Origin of the sequence: Gillisia marina, from assembly GCF_000258765.1 — a bacterium.
GTDB lineage: Bacteria > Bacteroidota > Bacteroidia > Flavobacteriales > Flavobacteriaceae > Gillisia > Gillisia marina.
The window spans coordinates 52,645-79,550 of the sequence record NZ_AJLT01000011.1 but is presented as its reverse complement, the minus strand read 5'-3'; the positions used below and the strand labels follow the sequence as shown (position 1 = coordinate 79,550).

The window sequence follows — 26,906 nt, the reverse complement described above, 5'->3', positions numbered from 1 at the left end:
TAAAGTCGAGAACTTTTTAACTTAAAAAGGAGGTTTCTCCCGAGGTTTCGACTCCGCTCAACCTGACATCCCATCTGCATATTATAAATTATCTCAGAAAATTCTAATGGAAAACAAAGGTATTATATTTTGAAATAGTGGAAAGTCTGAAGCCATTTATCTCCACGACTTTTGCGAAAATCTGAATTACAGAAAAATCGGAAGTAAAATAGGCATTAAAATAAGTACTATTAAAAGCACTTCTTTAAATCCTTTCTCTTTTTTATTGTCGAAATAATTTGAAGCTATAATCGAAAATGGAACAAAGAAAAATAACAACTCACTACCGTTTTTAACAGGAGATAGAATCGCTACTAAAATAGAAATTAGAAGTGTTATAAAAACCAGCATATAGGTGGGTCTAGACCTAATTCCAGATTTTTGAAAAAGCTTAAAATAGTGTGATAATGTCCAAACAGTTACCGCTAAGATGATGCTTATAGGGATTAGAATACTGAGATTCTGGTAATTTTCAAATTTAAAAGAACTTTGCTGAAACCAAGCTGTCCAAGTATAAAACGCATCGTTAAATATAAGGTGAAAAGCTGTAAGCATTACAAAAACTCCAAACACGGCCACCAAAGGAATAAGCCAGTTCTTAAAATAATTTATCGCGTGAAATAATATTCCGCAGTAAACAATAAACAGAAAAAGAATGGACCAAAAATAGAAAAGCGAAGCAATGCATATCCAAAAAGTTGCGTCAAAAATTTTTAAAGCAATATCCTTTCTAGACTTTAAACTTATCACTCTTCGCAAAGAAAGTAAAATGCAAAGGTTAGCCACAATTATTTGATTATCCCTTAAAATCGCTAAAAAAGAAACCGAACAGACTGCAAATATTAGGATTTTGAAACCGCTCCTTTTAGTAAGCTCATTCTTTTTTGCAATAAAATCCAGCACCATGACACTAAGTAAAAAACTCACAAACACGCCAAGTTTTGTAAAGAGCGTATAGACTTCAAATTCCTGAAATACAGGTTTAAGATTAGCCGAAATGTAAAAAACAGCCATAAAGAGAATGACCGTTAATAAAATAACTGGTTTAGATTTGCTAAAAAAGCTTGTTAGCATGTTCGTTTTTTATATTTTTGTGCCATAATATAACAAAGTTATACAATGAAAGATCTATTTGAAGGAATCGCGTGGCTTTTTACAGAAATATTATTTCTTCCTTACGATGCTCTTAGGGAACTACAAGACAGTTCTTGGTTTCTAGCTAATTTTATGAACTGGGTCTTTATGATCATTTGTTTTGTAGCTATGGTATATTGGATGATACAATTGAAAAAATACAACGATAACGATGAGGAAAATCGTGATCCTATAGCACATTCATTTTTAGGCTAGGTCAAAACCTAGATCCTTTCTATAATACATCTTATCAAAATGAAGTTTATCTACATTTTGATAAGATTTTTTTAGTGCCTCATTGTAATCTTTTCCAAAGGAGGTTACCGCAATTACTCTCCCGCCATTAGTTACCACATTGCCATCTTTTTCTGTAGTTCCGGCATGAAAAATTAAGGAATCTTCAATCTCATTTAAGCCTTTAATTTCTGCTCCTTTTTCATAAGCTTCAGGATATCCTCCAGATACCAACATCACAGTCGCTGCTGTTTTTGGTGAGATCTTTACTTCTTGCTCATTCAGCTTTTGATCTTTTAAGGATTGGAACAAGGTCACCAGATCACTTTCGATTCTTGGTAACACCACTTCGGTTTCGGGATCACCCATTCTTACATTATATTCAATCACATAAGGTTCCTCGGCTACTTTAATAAGACCGATAAAAACAAAACCTTTATAATCTATGTTTTCCTTCTGAAGCCCATCGATTGTAGGTTTTACAATGCGTTCTTCAATCTTTTTCATCAACACCTCATCGGCAAAAGGAACTGGAGAAATAGCTCCCATTCCACCGGTGTTTAAGCCTGTATTTCCTTCACCTATTCTTTTATAATCTTTTGCCGTTGGTAAAGTTTTATAATTTTTCCCATCGGTCAATACAAAAACACTTAGTTCTATTCCATCCAAAAATTCTTCGATCACTACTTTTTCACCTGCATTTCCAAATTTGCTATCCACAAGCATATGTTGCAATTCGGCTTTAGCTTCTTCTAAATCTTCTAGAATAAGTACTCCCTTTCCAGCGGCAAGACCATCTGCTTTCAAAACATAGGGAGGTTTCAAAGTTTCCAAAAACGATTTTCCTGCTTCCAGACTTTCAGCAGTAAAACTTTGATAAGCAGCTGTTGGAATGTTATGCATAGACATGAATTCCTTAGCTCTTTCCTTGCTTCCTTCCAATAAAGCTCCTCTTTTAGAAGGTCCCACAACAGCTATTTCACTTAACTCGGGATCGTCGTTGAAGAAATCTGCTATTCCCAGTACCAAAGGGTCTTCCGGGCCTACAACAAGCATTGTAACCTTTTCTTGAAGCACAAACTTTTTGATTGCTTCAAAATTGGTTACCTTCAAATCGATATTAGTTGCAATTTGAGCTGTTCCCGCATTACCGGGAGCTACAAAAAGTTGATCGCAGTGTTTACTTTCTAAAAGCTTGTGAGCAAATGCATGTTCACGGCCACCGGCACCTAATATCAAAATATTCATCTGGAAGTTGTTTTAAGTTCTTGCGCCAAAAATAATTGTTTGTAAATTGAAGCACTAATAATTTCGATTAAAATAAAGTACTACTAGCCTTTGAATTGGTTTAAAATCTCACTTCAGCTTAATAAATTCCCTATAAATAGGGCACAAAAACTCTTACAAGAAATTCAGGATATTCCAGAGGAGGAATTCGAAGATTATGTGCATAATCGTAGGAAAGCTATTGTAAATTATCATTTATCACATAATTCCTATTATAAAGATTTCTTCGGAAATAAAGAGTTCGAAAACTGGGAAGAAGTACCAGTAATGCAAAAGGCAGATTTACAACGCCCTTTAAAGGAAAGGCTTAGTAAGAATTACAATAAGAAGAATAGTTATGTGGGCAAGACTTCCGGATCTAGCGGGCATCCTTTTATTTTTGCCAAAGATCGCTTTTGCCATGCAGTAACTTGGGCAGAGTTTATCGATAGATATCATTGGATACAAATAGACCTCAACAAATCTTTACAAGCCAGATTTTATGGAATTCCTTTAGATTTCTACGGAAATTTATTGGAACGTTTTAAAGACCAGGTTAGCTTAAGAAGGAGATTCAACGTATTCGATCTTAGTGAAAAGAAGATGGAAGAATTCTTAACTCGCTTTGAGAAATCTGAGTTTGATTATATCAATGGCTATACCAGTGCAATATTGCTTTTTGCTAAGTATTTAAAGAAACGAAAGGTAGTTCTAAAAGAAACATGCCCTTCATTAAAGGTTTGTATAGTTACTTCAGAAAAACTTTTTGAAAACGATAAGAAGCTTATTGAAACTGCCTTTGGAATTCCGGTAGTGAACGAATATGGTGCAAGCGAAGTAGGGCTTATCGCTTTTGAAAATACCGAGGAGGAATGGATCGTGAATGCAGAAAGCCTATTTATAGAGATTTTAGACGAAAATAACCGCAGCTTGCCACATGGAGAAGAAGGTAGAATTGTAATTACCTCTTTATATAACAAGGCACATCCAATGATTAGATATGATATTGGCGATACTGGAACCTTATCTACAAAAAGCACTTTTAAACATCCTGTATTATTGAATCTTACCGGAAGAACAAACGATGTAGCGCGTTTGGCTGATGGAAAAGTAGTTCCGGGCCTTACTTTTTATTATGTAACAAAATCTATTATTGAAGATGCCGGAAGCATTAAAGAGTTTCTAATCGTGCAAACTGCTTTGGACAGGTTTAAAATAGAATATGTGAGTGAAAATGTTCTTTCTGATGGGCAAATTCAGAAAATATTGGCTGCGATTGAAACCTTCGTTGGCAAAGATCTTCATGTGGATTTTGAAAAAATGCCAATTCTAAAAAGAAATAAAAGTGGAAAATTGAAGCAATTTACTTCAATTATTTAGCGATTGTCTGCCTTTTCTTAACAAAGAAATGTTCCTTTAAAAACACTCCCATTCTTAGCAAGCTCTTAAGTTTACTATATTTCAAAAATTTACGATAGATTAAATAGTTATATTTTAAAAGCGCAGTCTTATTGTTTGAGATCGAATTTTCTCTAATTCGGTATTTTGCAAGTGGTGTACTCATTCCTTTCGTGGATCCTATGTTTTTCAAAATAGTTAACCATAATGCCCAATCTTGTCTTTTTCTTAAGGTCGGGCAGTAAATCTTACCTAATTTTTCAACACTATAAATTCCGGTAAGATTCCCTACATAATTAGATTTCAGCAATTTTTGATACGAAAGAATTGGCAAGGCTTCAACTTTTTTGTTAAGCATTTCGCCGGATTCATCTATCAAGTAATAACTGGAAAAAGTCATGTCCAGATTGTGACTCTTCATAAACTTTAACTGAGTTTCTAATTTCTCGGCAAGCCAAAGATCATCAGCATCTAAAAATGCCATATAGGGCCCCGAGCCGCTTTAATTCCAATGTTCCTGCTAACACCTGCACCCTGGTTTGTTTTATTCTGAAAAAGTTGAATTCTAGGATCTGCTGATTTAATTTTTTCAATGATTGAAATGGTGGAGTCTTTTGATGCATCATCAATTATTAATAACTCCCAGTTTTTATAAGTTTGTTGCAAAACCGATTGAATAGCTTCGGCAATAAAATCTGCCGAATTATAAGCGGGCATTATTACCGATACTAATGGCGATTCTTCCATTTAGCTATTTTTAGCGTCTTATGTGCTTTGCAAAATCTTTATGCTCACTTTTAAACAATTCCTCTTGAGTAAGTCCTTTAAAGTAATCGTACGTGATCTTCATCCCTTCTTCCCTAGAAACCTTTGGCTCCCAGCCTAAAATTTCTTTAGCTCTGGTAATATCCGGTTGTCGTTGCATGGGATCGTCCTCCGGCAAAGGCTTGCAAATTACTTTCTGATTGGTATTGGTAAGTTTAATAATTTCGTCTGCAAATTCCCTGATAGTGATTTCATCTGGATTTCCAATATTCACCGGATCTGAATAATCACTTAAAAGCAATCTATAAATTCCTTCCACTTGATCGTCTACATAGCAAAAAGAGCGGGTTTGAGAACCGTCGCCAAATACTGTAAGATCTTCTCCCCGTAATGCCTGGCCGATAAATGCAGGAATTACACGTCCATCATTTAAACGCATTCTCGGGCCATAGGTGTTAAAAATTCGAGCAATTCTAGTTTCTAAACCATGAAAACGATGATAGGCCATGGTCATAGATTCCTGAAAACGCTTTGCTTCATCGTACACACCTCGAGGGCCTATAGCGTTCACATTTCCATAATAATCTTCGGATTGTGGATGCACTAAGGGATCGCCATAAATTTCTGAAGTAGAAGCAATCAAAATTCGCGCTTTTTTCTCCTTAGCCAAACCAAGTAAATGTAATACGCCAACAGAACCTACTTTTAATGTTTGGATTGGAATTTTTAAATAGTCTATAGGGCTGGCGGGGGATGCAAAATGTAAGATATAATCTAGCTTCCCGGCAACGTGTACATATTTTGTGATATCATGATGATAGAATTCAAAGTTTTCAAGCTTTAAGAGATGTTCTATGTTTTTCATATCACCGGTTATCAAATTATCCATCCCGATAACTTGGTAGCCTTCTTTAATAAATCTATCGCATAAATGAGAACCTAAAAATCCAGCCGCTCCGGTAATTAATATCCTTTTAGACATCTAAAATTTTTATCTAATTATTATTGTACAATTCTAAAACTGCTTCCTGCCATGGGGCAACTTCTATCCCAAAAGTAGTCTTTAATTTAGCTTTATCTAAGACACTATATTCAGGCCTTTTTGCGATGGTTTTGTAAGAATTATCCTCCTTCAAAGAAATCTCACCACATTTATTGGAAACTTTTAAAATTTCTTTTGCAAATCCGTACCATGTAGTTTCCCCGTCATTGCTAAAGTGATACAATCCATAATTGGTATTATCTTCCTTTATAATTTTCACAATGAGTTCTGCCAAATGGTTTGCGTTAGTAGGCGTTCCTTTTTGAGCCGTTGTGATATTCAAAGACGCATTCTCCGCAGCTTTATTTGTGATTGTCTTATAAAAATTATATCCAAATTCGGAGTACAACCAGGAAGTTCTAAAAATAAAATGGTAACCTATTGTAGTCTGAATGTGTTGCTCTCCCATCAGTTTTGAAGCGCCGTACACGTTAATAGGATTTGTATCATCTTCCTCGATATATGGACTATTACTAGTTCCATCAAAAACATAATCTGTAGAAATATGAATAAGTACTGTTTTATGTTTCCTACATATCTCAGCCAAATTCTTTACTGCTTCAGCATTTATACTGAAAGCTTTTTCTTTTTCAGATTCAGCTTTTTCAACATTGGTATAGGCAGCGCAATTAATACAATAATCTATTTGTTTACTGCTAAAACACATCTCAAGATCACAACTCGAAGTGATATCTATTTCCGAAGAGTCCATAAAAAGCCAATCTATTTCATGCTGATTTTCGGCTAATTTTTGAAGACATTTTCCTAATTGTCCTGAGGCTCCCGTTACCAATACCGTTTTCATGGAAATAATTCTTTGAGTGTTGGTAATTTAGTGTCTTTTTCTGATAGAATAAACTCATCTTCAGGAATTTTCCAATCTATTGCAAGATCCGGATCGTTGTAAATCACTCCGGATTCTGAACCCGGATAATAAAATCGGTCGCATTTATAGGAAAAAACTGAAGTTTCAGACAAGGTGATAAATCCATGTGCGAAGCCTTGTGGTATAAATAACTGATGTTGATTATGATCGGATAAAATAATATGATGTGCCTTCTTAAATGTTGGAGAATCTGGCCGTAGATCTACTACCACATCCATAACTTCTCCATGGATTACTCGCACCAGTTTTGCCTGGGCAAATTCACCAGATTGAAAATGTAATCCCCTTAAAACTCCCTTTTTGGATACCGACTGGTTATCCTGAACAAAATCTAGATCCAGGCCGGTAACCTCGTTGAATTTCTTTTTATGATAACTCTCTAAAAACTTACCGCGATGGTCTATAAAAACCTCCGGAGTTAACACAAAACAATCCTTTAAAGGTGTCTTTTCAAACTTCATATTACTATGAATTAAATATTTGTTCTAAGATTTTTTCGGTAATTAAATAGGTTGGTTTTACCCCTGTTGTTCCCAATCCACCAGAAGCTAAAGTACTTCCAGTTTCTAACGGGTTATCCGAAGCATAATAAGCATATCTCACTTTTACATCTTCTTTAATATTTCCTCTTAATCTAGATGCAGATTGAATTGCTTTTTGATAATGGACTCCTTCCATTTCCAATCCAACCACATCCCAGGTAGATTCTTGAAAAAATCTTAAGATATCTCTATTTTGTAGGGATGTTCCTAGTACCGTGATCATAGAACCATCTACGACCTTAATGCCATTTCCTTCCAGATCTTCTTTTTTAAGTTCGTTATAAAATGGGTAATTATCGGCTGTTCCTTCAAATAAATGGGCAGTAGGAATCATAATATCTCCTTTTCCTCCATCTAAAATTCCTGCTTTCCCCATGATGGAAACAGAATCTACATTTAAATGAATTTCTTTGTCTTCAAACCTATATGGTTTCAGCAGCTCATCCATAGTTTCATAAGCTTGCTCCCCGAAAGCGTAATCCATGACTAAAAGCACAGGCTTTTCATCATCATTTTTCACATTAAATTCCGGACTTCTAAAACCGTCTTTAATCTTCGCGGTGTCAAAAACCTGAACATCTATATTGGTTCCGCTGGCATCTTCAATAAATTTCATACCGTTTTCCAACGCCACCTTCATCACCTTATTTCTAAGCTGCCCATTCCCGCTATTACTCAGGTCTTCATATACCTGCATAGATTTCTTTTCTTTCAATTCTTCTTGCAATGCGATTGGTGAAAACAATGTATTCATTACACTGTGCATATTGGCACTAATTATATGAATTGGGCGATGCATTAAATTATTTTCTACCAAGTATTGCTTGATGGTATCAGCCCAAATTTCTCCATGAATATGATGGCCTAAACGCTCTCTTAGCACGGGACTAAAGGTTACTATGCGTTTATTATTATTTATGGTTTCATCGATGGCAAGTTTCCCCAACCAATAAATAATCTGTAAAAATCGCTCTTCATTTTCCGGTGTCATGAATTTTGGATAAATGCCGGTAACTTCTTTAAAAGTTCTTCCAAGAATATTGGCAGTGTGGGTAAGTGCAATTTCACGTTCATTTTGCGACAATTCCGACTTCATTACGGCAGCCTCTAGCTTTTTCCAGTCTCTAGTTACACTTCCTTCCTCATCTATAATCACTCTGCGCATTATTTTATGCGATTCTATAAACATAAATGTAAGATGCGTAAGAATATCATAGATCTCAGATCTTCCACGAGTCACCTCTATATTCATTTGCTCTTCATCTATTCTATAGCAATTTCTACGTCTTTTTGGTGGCACAATTGGCTGAAAATGAGAATTCGCATATCCTTCGTCACTGGTAAGATTAATAAATCGGCATTGCTCTATTCCCACAGGTAAACGCTCGATCACATATAAAAGTCCGTCCAATTCTACTTTTTCCTCGGCAATAGTCCCATAAATTTCCGGTCTAAGCGTAAGTAAGGATTCCCTAAGTGTTTCCCCGGAAATTCCCATAGGCTTATAAAAACCACGGTTAAATAGATGTCGCATGGTTATATACATACGTTCTATTGCATTTGTACTTTCTTGAGCACGGGTTCTTCCCATCAATTTCAAATTCACCATATTTCTACTTTATATTTTCTCTAAAACCTCAGCGATTTTTCTATCGTTGGAGAGTCTTGGTAATTTATTTTGTCCTCCCAGTTTTCCAATAGATTTCATATACTGCTGAAATCCATTCTCGGGAATTTTTTTAATTTTTAATTGCTGAAGGATCTTTCCTTCTATCAAATCTAAGTAATAAGAATTTTGCTCTTGCACAGATCGGTCTAAGATCTCCACAAATTGCTGAAGGTCTTCCGGTTCTTTTTCAAATTCTATAAACCACTCATGATAAGGCAGTTCTTCACCCTCCGGAGTTATCTGTGGAGCTACTGTAAACTCTGTAATCCTACAGCCTGTTTGCTTAGTCGCTTCCTGCATTGCTTGCTCGACTTCTTTTGCAATAACATGTTCTCCAAATGCCGAAATAAAATGTTTAATCCTACCGGAAACAATGACTTTGTAAGGTTTTACTGAAGTGAACTGCACGGTGTCACCCAAATTATATGCCCATAAGCCGGCAGTGTAGAAACGATCATCACGTAATTCACTCCTACCTCAACTTCACCTATTGTTAATCGGGTTGGGTTTTCATCAAAGAATTCTTCAGACTTAATAAATTCATAAAAAATTCCGGAATCTAACTGAAGTAGCATTCCCTTGTCACCTTGTTTATCCTGAAACGCAAAAAAACCTTCAGAAGCTGGATATAATTCTATGCTATCTACCTTTCTTCCAATTAGGTTTTCAAATTTAGCGCGATAAGGTTCGTAATTCACACCGCCGTAAATAAATAGGTCGAAATTCTTAAAAAGATCACCCACCTTTTTTCCTGTGGTCTGTTGTAGCTTTTCAAAATACATTTGTACCCAAGATGGAATTCCGCTTATCACGGTCATATCCTCATCTTTTGTTTCACCAATTATTGCATCAACCTTAGTTTCCCAATCTTCAATACAATTTGTCATTAAACTTGGTAATCTATTTTTCTGAAGATAGGAAGGAACAAAATGTGCAACAATCCCCGATAGTCTCCCTAATTTCACTCCGTTCTTCTCTGTTAGCTCAGGACTACCTTGTAAGAAGATCATTTTTCCATCTACAAATTTAGACTTACCAGTTTCAGCTATATAACATAAAATGGCATTTCTAGCCGCATTAATATGCGTAGGCATAGACTCTTTTGTAAGGGGAATGTATTTTGCCCCACTTGTAGTCCCCGAAGTTTTAGCATAATACAGTGGTTTTCCCGGCCACAATATATTTTCCTCTCCCGCCACCATTTTATCTACATAATGCCTTAACTCCTCATAATCCCGAACGAGAACATTCGATGCAAATTCTTTATAGTTTTTGATGTCCTTAAAATGATGATCTAAACCAAATTGTGTGTTCTTTGCTTTTTCTAAAAGTTCTTTAAATACTTTTTCTTGTGTAGCTTCCGGATTAGAAGCCCACTTATCGATTTTATTACGAATATATTTTGCAAAGATCTTTGCAGCAATAGATTTTATAGACATAGAAGTTTAATCAAAATCAATGTAATCTTTTGGATTTACTGGATTACCCTCATTCCATAATTCGAAATGAAGATGGGGACCCGTTGTGAGTTCTCCGGCAGATCCTGCCGCGGCAATCACTTCTCCAGATTTTACGAAGTCTCCCTGCTCTTTTGTAAGAGACGAATTATGCTTATAAACGGAGAGCAAGCCATAATTGTGCTCTATAATAATTACATATCCCGTTCCTGCGCTCCATTCAGCAAAGATCACCCGGCCATCTGCAACACTTTTTACCGGAGCGTTTTTTGCCACAACGATATCCAAAGCATAATGCCTAGTTTTAACATTATAGCCTTCCGTAATTGGTCCTTTAACAGGAGGAAATAATGCGAATTCAATATTAGCTCCAGCAGTTTGAAGAACGTTATATTTATCTTCCAGAGCTACTTCTTCTCTTAGCAAAGAGTCGGCTCTAGAAGGAGATAGATCTATATATTCTGAATCAATTTGCTGGGAATTTAATAACGAATCTCTATTGAGATCGCCTATTTCCAGGTCACCGGTAAGCACTTTTCTTATAGATTCGTAGTACTGATTATTCAACATTAATGCAGTTTGCAGGGAATCTGTTTTATAAGTTAACTCTGTAGCCTGTCTTTTGAGCTTTGTTGAAGAATATCCCGGGATGTACTCCCTTAATCCTGTAAAAGCTATAATAAAAGTTGTTAGCGCAATTAGTAGAATAGCACTGGAGGTTATAAACACAAATAAATTTAATCGTGTTAATTTAAATGAAAGACGCTCCTCAAAGGTATCTTCATTTAATACGACCAATCTGTATTTATGAAGTAACTTTTTGGTGAATTTCTTTTTATCTTTTTTTGTTTGAGACATAATTTATGCTGCTATCACAAAGATAGCATAAAGTTAAATTTATACTATTTTAATGCTCATAAACGTTTATATTAATGATTTCTTCCTAAGTTTGTAATAACAAAACTTTTAATTATGAACGCATTATTTTTACCTTTAGCCATAGGTGCTCCACAAATAATATTAATCGTAATTGTGGTATTATTATTATTTGGTGGACGTAAAATTCCTGAATTAATGAGAGGATTAGGGAGTGGTATCAAAGAATTTAAGGATGCCTCGAAGGAAGATGATGATGATAAAGACAAGGTAATTCCTGAAGACAAAAAATAAGATTTATTATACTATCTAAAAAAAAGCCCAATTAAAATTGGGCTTTTTTTTTAGTCTATTTTCGCCGATTTCAAGATGGCTTCCAACTCGAACATATTGTCTCGCTTTGCCGTTGCGGGAGCGAAAGTAAAACCTTCAAGAATGATATATCTATTGTTAACACTATCTCTAACTGCATAATTAATAAATGGACCAGCCATAAAAGCATTCTTAACTTCCCAAGTTCCCTTTGTTTCATACGCAAACTTACCATCTACTTCAGAATCAAAAAGATAAGGAGCATACGCTTCTTCAGTGATCATATAACTATCTTCTAATGGCCCAGGGATATGAACTTGCCCAATAGAATCTCTCATTTTTATAATATTAGCAATTACATTGGTGTCTTTATCAATTTGATTAAGGGGAACAGCGTATACTAAAATCTCCATATTTCCCTTAGGAATATCTTTTCGAATCCAAAAGAAATCATCGTTTTCCATAGCGTATCTGTATGCTGTTGGAAATTTAAGCGAAACGCCTAATGTTCTTTTAAGTTTTTTGTCATCTTTCAATGACTTATTGATCCTTCTTTGTTTTTCTTTAATTTCAGTATTCCGAAGTGTTTCAATGATTTCTTCAGAATTTTTATTGATTTGATTGATGATCTCGTTAGAATCTTTCCCCGTAATTACTACGCCAGTTTGAGGATGCGCAAATGGATCATTGAAAATTTTAAAATTTCCTGCTTGTCCATTTTCAATCTTCACAAACAATCTGTTCTTACGTACAAAACCAGAAAAAGCTTCCGGTGGCATCTGATTTAGAGAAAACATCGGTTCTTCTTGAGGCAATCCATCTACGGGTGCTGCCAAGGACTTTCTAAGCGCTTCTCCAATAGAACCTTCCCACATTTCATTATCTATAACTACAGAGATATTGTTGATATTTCCCGAAGAAGTAGCCAGTAATACAGGATCTTTACCATCTGAATCCTGACATCCAGTAACTAATAAAGCAATAAATAAACTTAGAAATAGAAAATTCTTCATAATGGTAGTTTAATTAATTCTAGCTTCCGGAAAGCTTTAACTTCATTCCGGGCTTAAGCGATGTGCTAGACATCCTATTCCATGCTCTCAAATTCTGTACCGAAATTCCCGGGAATTTTTTAGAAATACTCCAAAGTGAATCTCCACTCTTCACAGTATAAGTTTTAGCTTGAGTAGCTGGCTTAGAACTACTCACTGTACTCTTAGCTACCGTAACAGATTTTCGAGGATAAATAGTAAGGTATTGCCCAATGCGAAGATTGTTGCTTCTTAAATTATTCCATTTTTTAATGCTGCTTACTCCTACTCCATATTTACTGGCAATTCTACCTAGATAATCACCGCTTTTCACTCTGTATCTAACTTTATCTTCAGCCTCTACAAATCGAGGTAATTCTTTTTCCTTTTCAGCTAATTCCGTTTTCGCAAAATTGTAAATAGCTTCTTCATTGTTTACAAATATGCCCACACTTTTTTTAGGTAATCTTAGTGAATAGGCCTCGTCTTCCACAAACGGAATTATATCCAGCTTATAGCTTGGGTTTAAAAACTGAAGCATTTCTTTGTCTACACCAGAGACTTTGCTAATCTGGTCGAAGGTGAGCATTTGCTTTACATGTAAAGTATCTGTTTCAAAAAATGCAACCTCCGGTCCGTTTGGTTGAAAATCATGTTCTTTAGCATACTCAAACAAATAAAGTGTCGCAAGAAAAGCGGGTACATAACCAGCTGTTTCACGTGGTAAATAACGCCTTAATTCCCAGTAATTGGTTGATCCTCCGCTTCTTCTTATCGCTTTAGCAACATTTCCGGGTCCAGAATTGTAAGATGCCAATACCATGTCCCAATCTCCAAAGGTTTTGTATAAGCTTTCTAAATATCTTACTGCTGCTTCTGTAGCCATTATAGGATCCATGCGCTCATCTACATAAGAACTCACATCTAATCCCTGCATTTTACCGGTAGCAAACATAAATTGCCATAATCCCGTTGCGCCTACTCTAGATCTAGCCCGAGGATTAAGTGCCGATTCTACAATGGCTAAGTATTTTATTTCTAATGGAACATCAAATCTATCCAATTGCTGCTCGAACATCGGGAAATAATATTCACTCAAGGCCATTAGGCGCTCCATGGATTTTTTATTCCTTTTTAGATAAGATTTTATAACGCTTTCAAGAATAGGATTGTATTCTATATTGAAGGGTGTGCGAGCATTTAATTTTGCAAGACGCGCTTTTAACGTATCTGTTGGTAGTTCTTTATATACAACTTCAGAATAATCCTGTTTTAGAATTTCTTCTTGCATTTCTTCGTATAGATCGGAATTTAAAAGTTCCTTTTTCCAAACCGAATCTATTACTGCAGCATGCGGTAAATCCTTAAGGTTTTTAATAGATGTCTCATTAATTTTAGCTGAAATTGGTAATCTATCTTTAAATTCCGGATCGGGATTTTGTAATTGGATTTTAGCGGTATCAGATTTCTTAAAAACTTGAACTCTAAAATTTGCTTTTTCAGACTTGTCTAAAGGTTCTGAGTTTGTTTTTGCCGGATTCTTCTGACCCATGGAGCCAAAAAAAACGAATAACATTAAAAGTGTGATTATCTTCTTCATATTTCTACATCTAGGGTACAGAAACGTTTAAAATTCTAGTTTCTTACTTAAACTTCTGAAATTGCCTTAATTCCGGGAAGTGTTTTCCCTTCTAGCATTTCCAACATCGCTCCACCACCGGTAGAAACGTAACTTACTTCATTTTCTAAATTAAACTTTTTCACAGCGGCTACAGAGTCTCCACCTCCTACAAGCGAAAAAGCTCCATTTGCAGTTGCCTTGCTAATTGCTTGACCAAGTTTCAAGGTTCCTTCAGCAAAAGATTCCATTTCAAAAACTCCAACCGGTCCATTCCAAAGAATCGTTTTAGATTTCAAAATAACCTCTTCAAACAAATCTACAGATCTTGGACCTGCATCTAGCCCCATCCATCCATCTGGAATAGCGTCTATGGAGCAAGTATCTTTATTTGCCATTTCAGAAAAACTGTCTGCAATAATAGCATCTACCGGTAAATGAACTTCCACTCCCTTTTTTGATGCCTTCTTTAAAATATCCAGTGCGAGTTCTTGCTTATCGTCTTCTACTAGAGAACTTCCTATTTTCCCGCCTTGCGCTTTAATAAACGTAAATGCCATTCCGCCTCCAATTATTAAATGATCTACTTTATCCAAAATGTTTTCTAAAACCGTGATCTTAGACGAAACTTTAGCACCACCAATAATTGCGGTAACAGGCTTTTCTGCCGCGTTCAATACCTTATTCAAGCTTTCTATTTCTTGATTCAACAAATAACCGAAGCATTTATCTTCAAAATATTTGGCCACTACTGTTGTTGAAGCATGCGCTCGATGGGCTGTTCCAAAGGCATCATTCACATAAATATCTCCGAGTTGCGATAATTGTTTCGCAAAGCCGGAATCCCCTTCTGTTTCTTCAGGATAGTATCTTAAATTTTCTAACAAGAGAATCTTGCCTGGTTCCAAATTATTGGCAGCATTTTCAGCAACATCACCCACGCAATCGTTTACGAATTTGGTTTCTACACCCATTACTTCCGAAACTTTCGAAACAATTTGTTGTAAAGAGAATTTAGCTTCTTTATTCTTAGGTCTTCCTAAATGTGACATTAGAACAACGCTTCCGCCATCTTCTAGGACTTTAATTATGGTAGGTTTGGCGGCTTCTATTCTCGTGCTGTCGGTTACATTCCCTTCATCATCTAATGGAACATTAAAATCTACCCGAATAAGCGCCTTTTTATCTTTAAAATTGTAGTTATCTACTGTTTTCATAAGCAATGTGTATGCTACAAATATAAATTTTTATAAAGATATAAAGTGAAGATTAATTTTATCTTTGCCTATGCTTTTTTCTGAAGTTTTAGGATTACCTCATATTAAAAATCACTTAACTACGACCGCAGACAGGGGACGCATTCCGCATGCCCAGTTATTTGTTGGGAATCATGGAAGTGGATTGTTGCCAATGGCTATCGCATATGCGCAGTACGTACTGTGCGGAAATACAAATTCTGAAAACAATACCGGTAATACTGCGTGTAATTTGAAGTTTAATCATCTCTCGCATCCAGATCTTCATTTTGCGTTTCCGGTAGCTACAAACGATAAGATAAAATCGCATCCGGTTTCCAATCATTTCATGGAATCTTGGAGAGCATTTCTTACTAATAACCCATATGGCAGTTTGTTTGACTGGTACCAAGAAATTGGAATAGAAAATAAGCAAGGACAAATTGGAGTAGATGAAGCGCAGGAAGTGTTGAAATCGCTCTCTCTAAAATCTTATGAGGGTGGTTATAAAATAATGCTGATATGGATGGCAGATAAAATGAATACTGCCTGTTCCAATAAACTACTAAAATTAATAGAGGAGCCTCCAAATAATACACTTTTTATACTTATTGCTGAAGATGAGGAGCAAATAATACAAACTATTAAGTCCCGTTGCCAAATCCTTCGGTTCCCTCCTCTTTCAGAAAGTGTTATTGAAGAAAAGCTAATTGCTGATGAAAAACTCGATACTTTAACTGCAAGGAAAATTGCAGTACAAGCAAATGGTAGTTATTCTCAGGCTCAACATATATTTAAAAATGATTCTGGCGATGAACAATTTGAGAACTGGTTTATCTCCTGGGTTCGTACAGCCTTTAAAGCTAAAGGAAATAAAGCCTCAATTTTAGAACTAATTTCTTGGAGCGACGCTATCGCTGCTTCGGGAAGAGAAACCCAGAAAAGTTTTTTACACTATTGTTTAGACTTTTTTCGTCAAGCTTTATTACATAATTATAAGGCCGAAAAGTTGGTGTATATGCAACCGAAAACCGCCAATTTTAAATTAGAAAAATTTGCGCCATTTATTACCGGAGCAAATATATTAGGTATCACTTCAGAAATTGAAGATGCTATCTACCACATAGAGCGCAATGGGAATGCTAAGATCATTTTTACAGACCTGTCTATAAAACTCACAAGATTAATTCACAAAAAAGCAGCTTAAAAAATACCTATGGAAAACATTACCAATTATATCACAGAAATCCTCATCCTAATATTTATAGTAATTACATTTTTACAATCTGGCCTAGATAAAATCACCGATTGGAAAGGAAATATTGGATGGTTAAAAGGACATTTTTCTAAAACGTTCCTAGCCGGGCAAGTTACCTTGATGGTTGGCACCATATTGATATTGGAAGTGCTGGCAGGACTTATGGCCTTGGTTGGAATATTCTATATTATATCTAGTGGACAAACAGAAATAGCGCTTTATGCCCATATTTTGGCAGCAATTACCTTGTTGATGTTGTTGTTTGGACAACGTGTAGCCAAAGATTATGCAGGAGCCTTCACCATCGTAGGATATTTTATCGTTGTGATTTTAGGGGTTTCATTACTTTCCTAAATAAAATTGAAAACAATAATTTTAGTACAATCCATTAATAATGGAAATCAAAAAGCATCGGCCTGTTAAGGATCGATGCTTTTTGTTTTTAAAGAATTAGGTAATTCCTATTTCTTGTAACTCTCGTTTAGTTTTTCAAGAATTTCTTCAGTAATATCTAAACCTTCTTTTGCATACATAATGTTTGCAGATTCATTAGATCCAAAGATGTATGTATAATCATTCTCCTTACCATACTCCTTAACGTATTCTTTCACTTTAGTTACAATAGAATCAATAACAACATCACTTTCTTGACGAAGTTGATTCCCCATCATTTGTTGTTGCTGTTGGATGGTTTGTTGCTTAGCCATCAATTCTTGTTCTTTTTCTTGTCTTTGTGCAGTAGACATTCCATTCATGTTTGCTTGATATTCCTGCACTTCTTTCTGAAAACTCTGAGCTAAAGAATCTAGCTCCACTTTAATCTTATCAGATTTTGAAGTGAACTCCTCTTCCACTTCCTTCATTTCGCGATACTCCTTAATAACTTTGGTTGTATCTACATAAGCTGTTTTTTGCTCATTACAACTTGTAAGTCCGGCTGCAATTAAAACAACCAATAATAACTTCTTCATAATATAAATTTTGTTTGGCGCAAAAGTAATAAAGTATCGATGGAAAAAAACAAAAAAAAAGTTCACGATTGCTTATAATAAGTAAAACTTATAGTAAATTTTAAAAAAATAAATTCTTTTGATTAAAACTTAAGGATTTTAAACGTGTTTTAAGCTTTGTTCAAATTACTTGCTGCGAACACATCACCTGGACACAAAATAATTTAAATAGCGCCTTTAAATTGAATTTTAATCAGTTTTTCTGAAGAAGTAAGCAATAGAAGAATACTCTGAGCTCTTTTTTGCTTTCAGATTAGATTTTAGTCCGATTAAGAAAGCTTTAAAGAAATTTTTCTTTTTGGTTTTATATTTTTCTGAAAGTAGACTCACATAAAACGAATCGAATAAAAGAGGTTTTTCATCGAACTGAGAAAAAGAGGTGCCACTAAAAAGTTTTTCAAAACTCTTCCGTGAAAAGTGCCATAAATGTCTTGGCACATCAAATGCTGCCCAATGCTCTTTATAATATAAAGCATCATAACTTTTAAAATTAGGAACGGCTATAATTAATAATCCATCCTTTTTCAGCAATTGCTCTAATTCTATAATTTGATTTTTCAAATCGTACACATGTTCAAAAACATGCCACATTGTAATAACATCAAATTTCTCAGCTTTAAATTTGGACGAATCTGCAACTAATTTAATTCCTTTTTGCTTAGCCAGTTTTCGTGCGTTTTTATCTGGTTCTATCCCTTTTACTTTCCACCCCTTATTTTTTGCAGTTAACAAAAACTCTCCTGTCCCTGCTCCAATATCCAAAAGTTTGCCCTTTTCAGAAAAGTAAGAATCTATCCAACTTAATTTCTTAACGAGCATCCTTTTTTTTGACGCTTTGATAAATTTTATCTGTAAAAGAATTTTTAGAATCGGTGTGGGATATATAATCCTCACTCTTATAATAAGAAGGCAAATTATCCAAATCCGGTTTTGGAGTAGTGATTAAAAGATCCATTTCCGGATCAAATATCAGCTTAAATTCCTCTCCAGAAACTGTATGATCTTTACAGGTTATATAAATTGTATTCAAGTTTTCTTGAGTAGAAATATTCACAAATTAGGAAATTAGTAAAGCTATTTTAAACGATAAATATAGATGAAAAATTACATTGTTCCACGTGAAACAATTTATCTTCCCATGTATACAAGTAGCACAGAAATATCACTTGGACTTACGCCACTTATTCTAGATGCTTGAGAAACACTAACGGGTTGGATTTTATTCAACTTCTCCCTAGCTTCAAAAGACATTGATTTAATATTAGAATAATCGAAGTTTTGTGGGATTTTGATGTCTTCTAGCCTATGCAATTTATCTGCATTATTCTTTTCCTTATTTATATAGCCAGCATATTTCACCTGAATTTCGGTTTGCTCTAGCATCTCCTCATTCAATTCGTTTTCGGCAATAAATTCATTTACTCCAGGAAATTCCATGACATCTTCCATGGTGATATTCGGTCTAGAAAATATCTTAAAGATCTTATCACTTTGTTTCATTGGGGAAGAATCCTTCGCCTCTAAAACAGGATTAGAATACTCGGGAGTAACACTTGTGTCTTGCAAATAACTTACAAAATCCAAGGACTTTTCTTTCTTCTCCTCCATCTTTCGAAGACGCTTTTCTGAAGCTAAACCAAGATCAAAAGATTTTTTAGTAAGCCTGAAATCTGCATTGTCTTGTCTTAATAAAGTTCGATATTCTGCTCGAGAGGTAAACATTCTATATGGCTCTTCTGTTCCCTTCGTAATAAGATCGTCCACCAAAACTCCAATATATGCCTCGTCTCTTTTTAAAATAAATGACTCTTTTTCTTGAACTTTTAAAGCCGCATTTATACCCGCCATTAAACCTTGAGAAGCTGCTTCTTCATATCCTGTAGTTCCGTTTATCTGACCTGCAAAATATAATCCATCCACCAACTTAGTTTCCAAAGTATGCTTTAATTGCGTAGGTGGAAAATAATCGTATTCTATCGCATAACCCGGTCTAAAAAACTTCACTTTTTCAAAACCAGCAACAGAACGCAATGCCTTAAATTGAACATCCTCTGGCAGCGAAGTTGAAAATCCGTTCACATAAACCTCACAAGTATGCCAGCCTTCCGGCTCTATAAATAACTGATGCCTGTCTTTATCTGCGAATCGATTAATCTTATCTTCTATAGATGGGCAATATCTTGGTCCAACACTTTGTATTCTCCCGTTGAACATTGGAGATCTATCAAAACCTTCTTTTAGCAATTCATGAACTTCCGGAGAGGTATAGGTCATATAGCAAGAACGTTGTTTGGATAAAGGCTTTGTTTCATCCAAATAAGAGAATTTTGAGGGTTTCTCATCTCCGGGCTGCTCTACCATTTTAGAATAATCCAAGGATCTTCCATCTACTCTTGGAGGAGTTCCTGTTTTCATTCTTCCAGACTCAAATCCTAATTGGATAAGTTCTTCTGTAATTCCTGTGGAAGCTCTTTCCCCAGATCTTCCTCCGCCAAAATTCTTATCTCCAATATGGATCAAGCCATTTAAAAAAGTTCCATTGGTAAGCACAACAGACTTTCCTTTTATTTTTAATCCTAATGAAGTTTTAATACCTACTACAGCCCCATTTTCTACGATCAATCCAGCAACCATCTCCTGATAAAAATCGAGATTTGGTGTTCCTTCCAATCGTAATCTCCAATGCTCTGCAAACATCATTCTATCACTTTGCACTCTCGGGCTCCACATTGCAGGTCCCTTAGATTTATTGAGCATCTTAAATTGGATTGCACTGGTATCACTAACCAATCCGCTATAACCCCCTAAGGCATCAATTTCGCGAACTATCTGTCCTTTGGCGATACCTCCCATAGCCGGGTTGCAACTCATTTGAGCTATATTCTGTAAATTCATAGTTACCAATAGGGTTTTAGAACCCATATTAGCAGCGGCAGCGGCGGCCTCACTTCCAGCATGACCTGCTCCAACAACAATTACATCATATACTTCACTAAACATAAACTTCTACTTTTTAAGATTGTTCCACGTGGAACAATTTCATTTTTTCCTCTTCCTTGCTTCTCATACGAGCCGCTTCCTCTACACTTTTGTCCTTATATCCACTAAGATGTAACACTCCATGAATTAATACTCGTCGTAATTCCTCGTCAAAGTTTACACCAAAAGTTTCAGAATTTTCACGAACGCGCTCGGTACTTATATATATATCGCCTTGTAATATTTTACCTACGGAATAATCAAAAGTGATGATATCTGTATAGGTGTCGTGATCCAGATATTCGATGTTGATTTTCAATAAATATTCATCATCACAAAAAATATAACTGATCTCCTCCAAAGACTTTCCTTCAGAAACTATTACATTCTCTATCCATGAAACATACTGAGCTTCATCTTCCAGGATGAAATCATTTTCAGAATAAAAATTAATTTTCGACAGATTCAAAATACCGCTTTACTTTAGTCTTATAAATTTGCCGCAAAGGTAAGCTTTGTCTATTTAAAATTTCAGTAGAATTAAAATATTCTTTAGCCCTAAGATTTTGATCCTGAGTAGTGTTTTTGAAGTTTTCTAGATTGGTTTTAGAGGTTCTACGATCTTCCTCCTCCTGTTCTCTAACTGCTTCCTCCAACTGTAGCAATCTATGCTGAATTTGATTCATCCTCCTTAGCGTCTCTCTATTAAAACCCTTTTCCAAAAGTTCACGTTCTATTCGCTCCATTTCGTTTAACATGCCAGCATTCTTCTTATCTAAACCTGCCTCTCTTAACTTATCTTCCAGTTGTTGTCTTAATAGTTGTTGTTCTTTGAAGATCTCATACAGCTTTGCACTACCTTCCTCCCCGAGTTGACCTTCTCCCTGTCCTTCTTTTCCATCTTTACCATTTTCCCCGGGATTATCTTTACCTTTTTGGTTAGGCTTTCCTTCCCCCTCCTCTATACCTTCTTCCATTTCCTTATTCAATCCTTCCTGCGCCTTAATAATATCCGGCAATTGCATCCCTTCGCCACTCCCATTTGGAGAAAGGCTTAGATTGGCCATTTCCTGCATATTTCCCAAAACCTCGCTAAGCATATTCGCTAGTTCATTGGTGTTTGTCATCACGTATTGTTGGCTGGCAGTTCCCTGTGATAGTTCATTTTGAGCAAGTCGCTCCAAAGCTTTATTGATATCAAATTCTATATCGGTTAGTTTGCTTGTAATTTCTTCAGAAATCATTGGATTATTCATTGCGAGTACAAACAAACTATCATCTATATGTTGAAAATGTTCCTTTAAAATCTGCTGCTTTTTTAACTGTTTAGGATACGCCGGATTATTAATTCTTATTCCTTTAAAATCCAATAACAATGCCTCCTGCTCAAACGAAAAGACCATCAGATTATCCAAAATCTGGCGCATCGTTTCAATATTTGCATCTAGCTGCACTCCCTGTGCGCCAGCTTGGGCAGATTTCATTTTCATGCTCATTTCTTTCATCTTCTCACCTGCTTTTTTCTGAGGTGATTTCGCATCCTTTTTATTGTTCTGCCTAATTGCTCCTCTGCCTTCTTTTGTTCTTCTTGAATTTGTTGCTCCTCACTTTCCTCCCTATCCATTTCAAAAGGCTTTTTTAAAGCATCATTCTCTTTCTCCAAAGAATCCATTTCTTCCTTAAATTCCTCAAATTCTTCCGTTAGTTTTTCTTGTTCTTCTAAAGAATTTAAAGAATCCTGTTTTGCTAAGTTTTCCTGCTTCTCGCCCAATTTTTCGAGATCTCTAGCTAGTTTTTGAGTCTTTTCCTGAACGTAATAGCGTTTGGTAAGTTCTAGCAACTGTTCCATATTCTTTTGTTCTGAAGTGTTTTTCTTAGAGAGTTGTACTAATTTTTCCATTAAATCCTCCTCATTGATCTTATCGGCGTATTCCTGAAGCTCTTTTAATAACTCTTCATTTTCCTGCAAACGTTCTTCATTTCTTTCTAGCCTATCTTTAAGCTCGTCTTTCAATTCTTTATTTTCTTCTGAACCGGTTTTTTCTTCCAAAGTATTTTTAAGTTTTTCAGAATAATTCTTCATCATTTCCGATTGCTGTTCTTGTCGCTTTAGAAACTCTTCTAGTTTTTTCTTATCATTATAATTAAGCTGACTTTTCTCCTTTTTTAATCTCGACAATTCCTCCAAATCTTTGTTGGATTCTTTCATTTCTTCCAAGCTCTCAGAAATTCCCTGAATTGACTCTCCTTGTTGTTTTAACTTTTCAGTACTCAATTCTTTTTCAGATTTTATTCTGAAGTTAAACACCTCAGTTTTACTTGATTTTGATCCTCTAACTCCATCATTATCGAATACTTCAAAATAAATCGAATAATCTGTGCCCTGTTCTAATTCCAAACCTCCGGGAAACGTATATAAAAATTCACCAACGTTCTGATTTTCAATAGGAATATTAACTTTATCGACATTATTCTTCTCATTTTCAGGATAATAAACCATATTCACCTTGGTAACCGCATAATCATCAGACACCTTTCCGAAGAAATAATTAACATCTGGTATCACCGTATCCTGCTTATGCTGAACATTAATCTGTGGATACTGATCCTTGATCACGTCTATGGCATATTTTAAAGATTCATAATCTTTTACATTCCTATTAGAGGTATTGATGGAATATTGCAAGGGCGCAAAGATTTTATCTGAATATTTAAATTCCGAAGCGCTTTTTTTTAAATCCTAAAAGGGTGTCCTCTGTCTTAAATAATACCTCATCGGTAGTTCTCGTATTTAAAACCCAGGAAATTTTAGTTCCTTCCGGCACTGTAGTATTTCCGGTTCCTTTTATAGTTTCATTAGTTTTATTTAGATACTTAGGGAAGTCGAGATTCATTTTAAAATCCAATAGTTTTGGCACCTGCACCACTTTTATTTTATAAGGTCTGGAAGTAACATTATTAGCGCTTAGATAAAATTCAACATCTTTTTTTTAATCCTTCAAAAGCATATTGAAAGGTGTTTTGCGAAGAATTCTTTAAATAATATTCCTCCTCATTAAAATGGATTGCTACGGTTTCCGGAACTAGATTCCCAACCGTCTGAACTTCTAAATTAAAATCTTTGCCTTCTTCAACAATCAGTTCATTTGCATTAATCATAAAATAAAATGGTGCCGGTGGTTCATAAGCTGTATTATAATGTACAACCCGAGTATAGCTTTCAGAAAAAATAGAGGAATTGCCCGTAAATATTATCGCCAGTATTATTAAAACTGGAAAAGCTGCATATTTTAAATATCTGAGGCTTGTGCGATAATTTACTGCCCTTTTAAAAGGAATAGGACTAAGCTCCCTGGATTTTTGAGAAATGCTTGCAAGCAACAAATCTGATTGCTCCGCTGAGCTTTTAAGCTGAAGCACATTCAGAAGTTTATCATTTACCTCAGGGAAATGTTTCCCAATAAGAATAGAAGCATCCGTGAGATCTATACCCTTAGATAATTTAAAGAGTTTTGCCAGTGGCCATAAGATAAATCTAAAGAGAAGAATGCCGGAAAAGAGGATAAAAACCCAGAAAAGCACACTTCTATAGGGCGGTGATAGCCAGAAAAAATATTCTATTAGCAAAATAAGAATGATATATAATAACCAAACAGAGAGAAACAAAATACTTCCTTTTAGTAATTCATTTAGGTAAAAGCGCCTAATAAATGCCTTCAATTTTTGTTTTATAACATCAAATTCCCCCATGGTTTCTCCCCTTCTTTTCCTACTATTAAAACTACAAATTTCATTTTACTTTATCCAGTGGTGTTTTACCCATTTCTAATTTCTAAGATCAAATTTGAGGACTGCCTTAAATTGGTGGCATTTCCATTAAGAATCTCTTATCTTTGCCGCTAAAATTACAATTTTATGTCTGCTAAAGTACGAGTTCGTTTTGCGCCAAGTCCAACAGGACCTTTACACATTGGAGGAGTAAGAACAGCCTTATATAACTATTTATTTGCCAAAAAACACGGAGGAGATTTTCTTTTGCGTATTGAAGATACAGATCAAAATAGATTTGTAGATGGAGCAGAGCAATACATAATTGATGCTTTAAATTGGTGCGGAATTCCATTTGATGAAGGCCCGGGAAAAGATGGAGGATTTGGACCTTATAGACAAAGTGAGCGAGCACATTTATATAAAGAATATGCCGAAAAATTAATTTCCAGCGGGGATGCCTATTATGCTTTTGATACTACTGAAGCCTTAGATGCTCACAGAAAAGATCATGAAGAAAAAGGGAAAACCTTTATCTATAACTGGCATAACCGATTGAAACTACAGAATTCTCTAGCCCTTTCATCTGAAGAAGTTCAAAAACGATTGGATGCTAATGAAAATTATGTAATTCGGTTTAAAACACCGGCATCTGAAACATTGAATTTAGCAGATGAGATTCGTGGAAATATGCAGGTAGATTCCAGCATTCTGGACGATAAAGTGCTTTTTAAGAGCGATGGTTTGCCAACCTATCACTTAGCTAATATTGTAGATGACCATTTAATGGAAATCACGCATGTTATTCGAGGAGAAGAATGGCTGCCGTCTTTGGCGTTGCACTATTTGCTATATCGCGCCTTTAATTGGGAAGCGCCAAAATTTGCACATTTACCACTTATTTTAAAGCCTCAGGGAAAAGGGAAATTAAGCAAACGAGATGGAGATAAAATGGGTTTCCCTGTATTTCCATTAGAATGGAAAGACCCAAAATCTGGAGAAATTTCTTCCGGGTATAGAGAAGAAAATTACGACCCTAGAGCGGTGGTTAATATGTTAAGCTTTTTAGGCTGGAATCCGGGAACAGAACAAGAATTTTTCGAATTAGATGAATTGATTTCAGCTTTCGAGGTCTCCAGAGTTCATAAATCAGGAGCTAAGTTCGATCCCGAGAAAACCAAATGGTTTCAGGCGCATTACCTTCAGAAAACCGAAGATGATACATTAGCCAAGGAGTTCATGAAAATCCTGGAAACCAAAGGTGTTTCAGCGAATTTAGAATATACAACTTCAGTAATTACTCTTTTAAAAGAGCGCGCTGTATTTGTAACCGATTTCTGGGAATTGGGTAGTTATTTTTTTGTAGCTCCGGATTCTTATGATGAAAAAGCTTTAAAAAAAGGCATGGAAAGAAGATACTCCCGGAATTATAGAAAAATTGATTCAATTAGTATCTGAAACTTCAGATTTTACAAAAGATAATGTTCAGGACAAGATTAAAGGCTGGATCACGGCAAATGAAATAGGTTTTGGAAAAGTAATGCAGCCGTTTAGACTTGCATTGGTTGGGTCATTACAAGGGCCGGATGTGTTTCAAATTTCAGCTTCTATAGGAAAAGAAGAAACCATAAAAAGGTTAAAGGCTCTTTTAAATAAGCAGTAAATTCTTTTTAAAAATAGTAAACAACCCCTGCTGCTACCATTCCTAGATGACCTTCTAGATTTGCTGCGCGGGGGTCTTTAGTTGTAAGATCCCCGTCATTTAATTTATTCAAGAAATTAGTTACACCATACTGGTATTGAGCCCAGAATTTTACATCTGCAATTCCGGCAGATAAACTGACGGCCATATTAAAATTTATACGGGATACTTCCTCTAAATCTTCAGCCGTTATTAAATAATCTTCTACCAAATATTGTTTAAACTGATTATCTACTTCCCATTTGCTATTCATTTGGAGAATTGGCCCCGCTCTATACTTAGATGTTCACCTATAATTTTATGGCCTGCAAATAAATTTAATTGTACTCCTGTGCTTTGAAATTCAATATTTTCGAATTCATTATTGCTTAAGGCATGTCCCATAATTCCGGTTTTCATGGAGTAAAAATTTACTCCGTACACAACCAAGAAATTATTCCAAACATTTGCACGAGTGGTTAATCCTCCTGTAAATCCTATTGTTTTGGTAGTATTAAAATTATCACTATCAATCCCGCCATAGGTAACTCCTACCTCTGCTCCTAACCTATTGTAGCTATCGCCTCCATAATTACGTCTTTGAGCTAATAGCGGATTAAAAAGTGAACAAATTAGAAGAAAGAAAAATAGATGATAATAGCGCATGATAAATTACTTTAAAAGTAAATGTAGCCTAAATATTACT

Annotated in this window: 26 protein-coding genes and 3 pseudogenes; 6 read left to right on the top strand and 23 right to left on the bottom strand. The window is 35.4% G+C overall.

Annotated features, from left to right (window positions below):
* Positions 1-186: 186 nt before the first annotated feature.
* Positions 187-1,053 carry a DUF6427 family protein gene (locus tag ON07_RS03460; protein ID WP_237708847.1) on the bottom strand — a complete coding sequence of 289 codons (867 nt, stop codon included), beginning with the start codon at positions 1,051-1,053 and terminating at the stop codon, positions 187-189.
* 105 nt (positions 1,054-1,158) lie between these two features.
* Here ON07_RS03460 and ON07_RS03455 point away from each other — a divergent pair, with 105 nt between their 5' ends.
* Positions 1,159-1,389 carry a DUF6341 family protein gene (locus ON07_RS03455; protein ID WP_010228229.1) on the top strand — a complete coding sequence of 77 codons (231 nt, stop codon included), beginning with the start codon at positions 1,159-1,161 and terminating at the stop codon, positions 1,387-1,389.
* Here ON07_RS03455 and purD read toward each other — a convergent pair.
* The gene (gene purD / locus ON07_RS03450; RefSeq protein WP_010228228.1) at positions 1,381-2,655 is read right to left on the bottom strand and encodes a phosphoribosylamine--glycine ligase; all 1,275 of its coding nucleotides are present in this window, start codon (positions 2,653-2,655) and stop codon (positions 1,381-1,383) included. The two genes, ON07_RS03455 and purD, sit on opposite strands and share 9 nt — an antisense overlap.
* A gap of 90 nt (positions 2,656-2,745) precedes the next feature.
* Here purD and ON07_RS03445 point away from each other — a divergent pair, with 90 nt between their 5' ends.
* A complete protein-coding gene (locus tag ON07_RS03445; protein ID WP_010228227.1) occupies positions 2,746-4,053 on the top strand; it encodes a phenylacetate--CoA ligase family protein in 1,308 nt (435 codons plus the stop codon).
* On the opposite strand, the pseudogene ON07_RS14400 reads toward ON07_RS03445, so the two are convergent.
* The 7 genes and pseudogenes from ON07_RS14400 to ON07_RS03410 all read right to left on the bottom strand — a co-directional run bounded on the left by ON07_RS14400 (position 4,046) and on the right by ON07_RS03410 (position 11,290).
* Positions 4,046-4,788 (bottom strand): annotated as a pseudogene (locus ON07_RS14400) (glycosyltransferase family 2 protein). The gene ON07_RS03445 and the pseudogene ON07_RS14400 overlap by 8 nt on opposite strands.
* A gap of 40 nt (positions 4,789-4,828) precedes the next feature.
* Positions 4,829-5,818, bottom strand: a complete 990-nt coding sequence (locus ON07_RS03435; protein WP_010228226.1) for a UDP-glucuronic acid decarboxylase family protein — start codon at positions 5,816-5,818, stop codon at positions 4,829-4,831.
* Between the two features lie 13 nt (positions 5,819-5,831).
* Positions 5,832-6,683 (bottom strand): dTDP-4-dehydrorhamnose reductase, encoded by an 852-nt coding sequence (rfbD, locus tag ON07_RS03430; RefSeq protein ID WP_010228225.1) that lies wholly within the window; start codon positions 6,681-6,683, stop codon positions 5,832-5,834.
* On the bottom strand, positions 6,680-7,225 hold the full coding sequence (gene rfbC, locus ON07_RS03425; RefSeq protein ID WP_010228224.1) for a dTDP-4-dehydrorhamnose 3,5-epimerase: 546 nt from the start codon (positions 7,223-7,225) through the stop codon (positions 6,680-6,682). The genes rfbD and rfbC overlap by 4 nt, the downstream gene beginning before the upstream one ends.
* 4 nt (positions 7,226-7,229) lie before the next feature.
* The gene (locus ON07_RS03420; protein ID WP_010228223.1) at positions 7,230-8,915 is read right to left on the bottom strand and encodes a DUF6909 family protein; all 1,686 of its coding nucleotides are present in this window, start codon (positions 8,913-8,915) and stop codon (positions 7,230-7,232) included.
* 9 nt (positions 8,916-8,924) lie between these two features.
* Positions 8,925-10,414: pseudogene (locus ON07_RS14395) on the bottom strand (GH3 auxin-responsive promoter family protein).
* 6 nt (positions 10,415-10,420) lie between these two features.
* Complete coding sequence (locus ON07_RS03410) at positions 10,421-11,290, bottom strand: M23 family metallopeptidase (RefSeq protein WP_010228222.1); 870 nt, start codon at positions 11,288-11,290, stop codon at positions 10,421-10,423.
* A 114-nt stretch (positions 11,291-11,404) separates the two neighbouring features.
* Here ON07_RS03410 and tatA point away from each other — a divergent pair, with 114 nt between their 5' ends.
* Complete coding sequence (gene tatA, locus ON07_RS03405) at positions 11,405-11,602, top strand: twin-arginine translocase TatA/TatE family subunit (RefSeq protein ID WP_010228220.1); 198 nt, start codon at positions 11,405-11,407, stop codon at positions 11,600-11,602.
* Between the two features lie 50 nt (positions 11,603-11,652).
* On the opposite strand, the gene ON07_RS03400 is transcribed toward tatA, so the two are convergent.
* Genes ON07_RS03400 through ON07_RS03390 form a run of 3 tightly spaced genes read right to left on the bottom strand, consistent with a single transcriptional unit; the run spans position 11,653 to position 15,486 of the window.
* Positions 11,653-12,633: a DUF4837 family protein gene (locus tag ON07_RS03400; RefSeq protein WP_010228218.1), complete on the bottom strand. Its 981-nt coding sequence runs from the start codon at positions 12,631-12,633 to the stop codon at positions 11,653-11,655.
* Positions 12,634-12,652: 19 nt separating this feature from the next.
* Complete coding sequence (locus tag ON07_RS03395) at positions 12,653-14,251, bottom strand: lytic transglycosylase domain-containing protein (protein ID WP_029331400.1); 1,599 nt, start codon at positions 14,249-14,251, stop codon at positions 12,653-12,655.
* A gap of 47 nt (positions 14,252-14,298) precedes the next feature.
* The gene (locus ON07_RS03390; RefSeq protein WP_010228214.1) at positions 14,299-15,486 is read right to left on the bottom strand and encodes a phosphoglycerate kinase; all 1,188 of its coding nucleotides are present in this window, start codon (positions 15,484-15,486) and stop codon (positions 14,299-14,301) included.
* Positions 15,487-15,556: 70 nt separating this feature from the next.
* Between ON07_RS03390 and ON07_RS03385 the strand changes: the two genes are divergently transcribed.
* A complete protein-coding gene (locus ON07_RS03385) occupies positions 15,557-16,711 on the top strand; it encodes a DNA polymerase III subunit (RefSeq protein ID WP_010228212.1) in 1,155 nt (384 codons plus the stop codon).
* A 9-nt stretch (positions 16,712-16,720) separates the two neighbouring features.
* On the top strand, positions 16,721-17,116 hold the full coding sequence (locus ON07_RS03380) for a hypothetical protein (protein WP_010228209.1): 396 nt from the start codon (positions 16,721-16,723) through the stop codon (positions 17,114-17,116).
* A 107-nt stretch (positions 17,117-17,223) separates the two neighbouring features.
* Here the strand turns inward: ON07_RS03380 and ON07_RS03375 are convergent, their stop codons facing one another.
* The 9 genes from ON07_RS03375 to ON07_RS16415 all read right to left on the bottom strand — a co-directional run bounded on the left by ON07_RS03375 (position 17,224) and on the right by ON07_RS16415 (position 24,501).
* Positions 17,224-17,733: an OmpH family outer membrane protein gene (locus tag ON07_RS03375; RefSeq protein WP_010228208.1), complete on the bottom strand. Its 510-nt coding sequence runs from the start codon at positions 17,731-17,733 to the stop codon at positions 17,224-17,226.
* Between the two features lie 228 nt (positions 17,734-17,961).
* Positions 17,962-18,591 carry a class I SAM-dependent methyltransferase gene (locus ON07_RS14390; RefSeq protein ID WP_316928071.1) on the bottom strand — a complete coding sequence of 210 codons (630 nt, stop codon included), beginning with the start codon at positions 18,589-18,591 and terminating at the stop codon, positions 17,962-17,964.
* Complete coding sequence (locus ON07_RS17635; protein WP_316928070.1) at positions 18,581-18,826, bottom strand: hypothetical protein; 246 nt, start codon at positions 18,824-18,826, stop codon at positions 18,581-18,583. The genes ON07_RS14390 and ON07_RS17635 overlap by 11 nt, the downstream gene beginning before the upstream one ends.
* A gap of 74 nt (positions 18,827-18,900) precedes the next feature.
* The gene (gene mnmG / locus ON07_RS03365) at positions 18,901-20,772 is read right to left on the bottom strand and encodes a tRNA uridine-5-carboxymethylaminomethyl(34) synthesis enzyme MnmG (protein ID WP_010228206.1); all 1,872 of its coding nucleotides are present in this window, start codon (positions 20,770-20,772) and stop codon (positions 18,901-18,903) included.
* A 13-nt stretch (positions 20,773-20,785) separates the two neighbouring features.
* Positions 20,786-21,220: an rRNA maturation RNase YbeY gene (gene ybeY / locus ON07_RS03360; protein WP_010228204.1), complete on the bottom strand. Its 435-nt coding sequence runs from the start codon at positions 21,218-21,220 to the stop codon at positions 20,786-20,788.
* Positions 21,201-22,235, bottom strand: coding sequence for a hypothetical protein (locus tag ON07_RS16430; protein WP_155807124.1), 1,035 nt, complete (start codon positions 22,233-22,235; stop codon positions 21,201-21,203). Before ON07_RS16430 ends, ybeY begins: the two co-directional genes overlap by 20 nt.
* Positions 22,236-22,252: 17 nt before the next feature.
* Positions 22,253-23,437, bottom strand: coding sequence for a coiled-coil domain-containing protein (locus tag ON07_RS16425; RefSeq protein WP_029331398.1), 1,185 nt, complete (start codon positions 23,435-23,437; stop codon positions 22,253-22,255).
* 25 nt (positions 23,438-23,462) lie between these two features.
* Positions 23,463-23,669 carry a hypothetical protein gene (locus tag ON07_RS16420; protein WP_155807123.1) on the bottom strand — a complete coding sequence of 69 codons (207 nt, stop codon included), beginning with the start codon at positions 23,667-23,669 and terminating at the stop codon, positions 23,463-23,465.
* A gap of 58 nt (positions 23,670-23,727) precedes the next feature.
* Positions 23,728-24,501, bottom strand: coding sequence for a hypothetical protein (locus tag ON07_RS16415; protein WP_029331396.1), 774 nt, complete (start codon positions 24,499-24,501; stop codon positions 23,728-23,730).
* Between the two features lie 165 nt (positions 24,502-24,666).
* Between ON07_RS16415 and gltX the strand changes: the two are divergent.
* Positions 24,667-26,182: pseudogene (gene gltX / locus ON07_RS14380) on the top strand (glutamate--tRNA ligase).
* A 7-nt stretch (positions 26,183-26,189) separates the two neighbouring features.
* Here gltX and ON07_RS03345 read toward each other — a convergent pair.
* Together ON07_RS03345 and ON07_RS03340 are read right to left on the bottom strand one after the other, a co-directional pair.
* Positions 26,190-26,474, bottom strand: a complete 285-nt coding sequence (locus ON07_RS03345) for a hypothetical protein (protein WP_029331395.1) — start codon at positions 26,472-26,474, stop codon at positions 26,190-26,192.
* A complete protein-coding gene (locus ON07_RS03340; protein ID WP_029331394.1) occupies positions 26,471-26,866 on the bottom strand; it encodes a hypothetical protein in 396 nt (131 codons plus the stop codon). Before ON07_RS03340 ends, ON07_RS03345 begins: the two co-directional genes overlap by 4 nt.
* Positions 26,867-26,906: the final 40 nt, after the last annotated feature.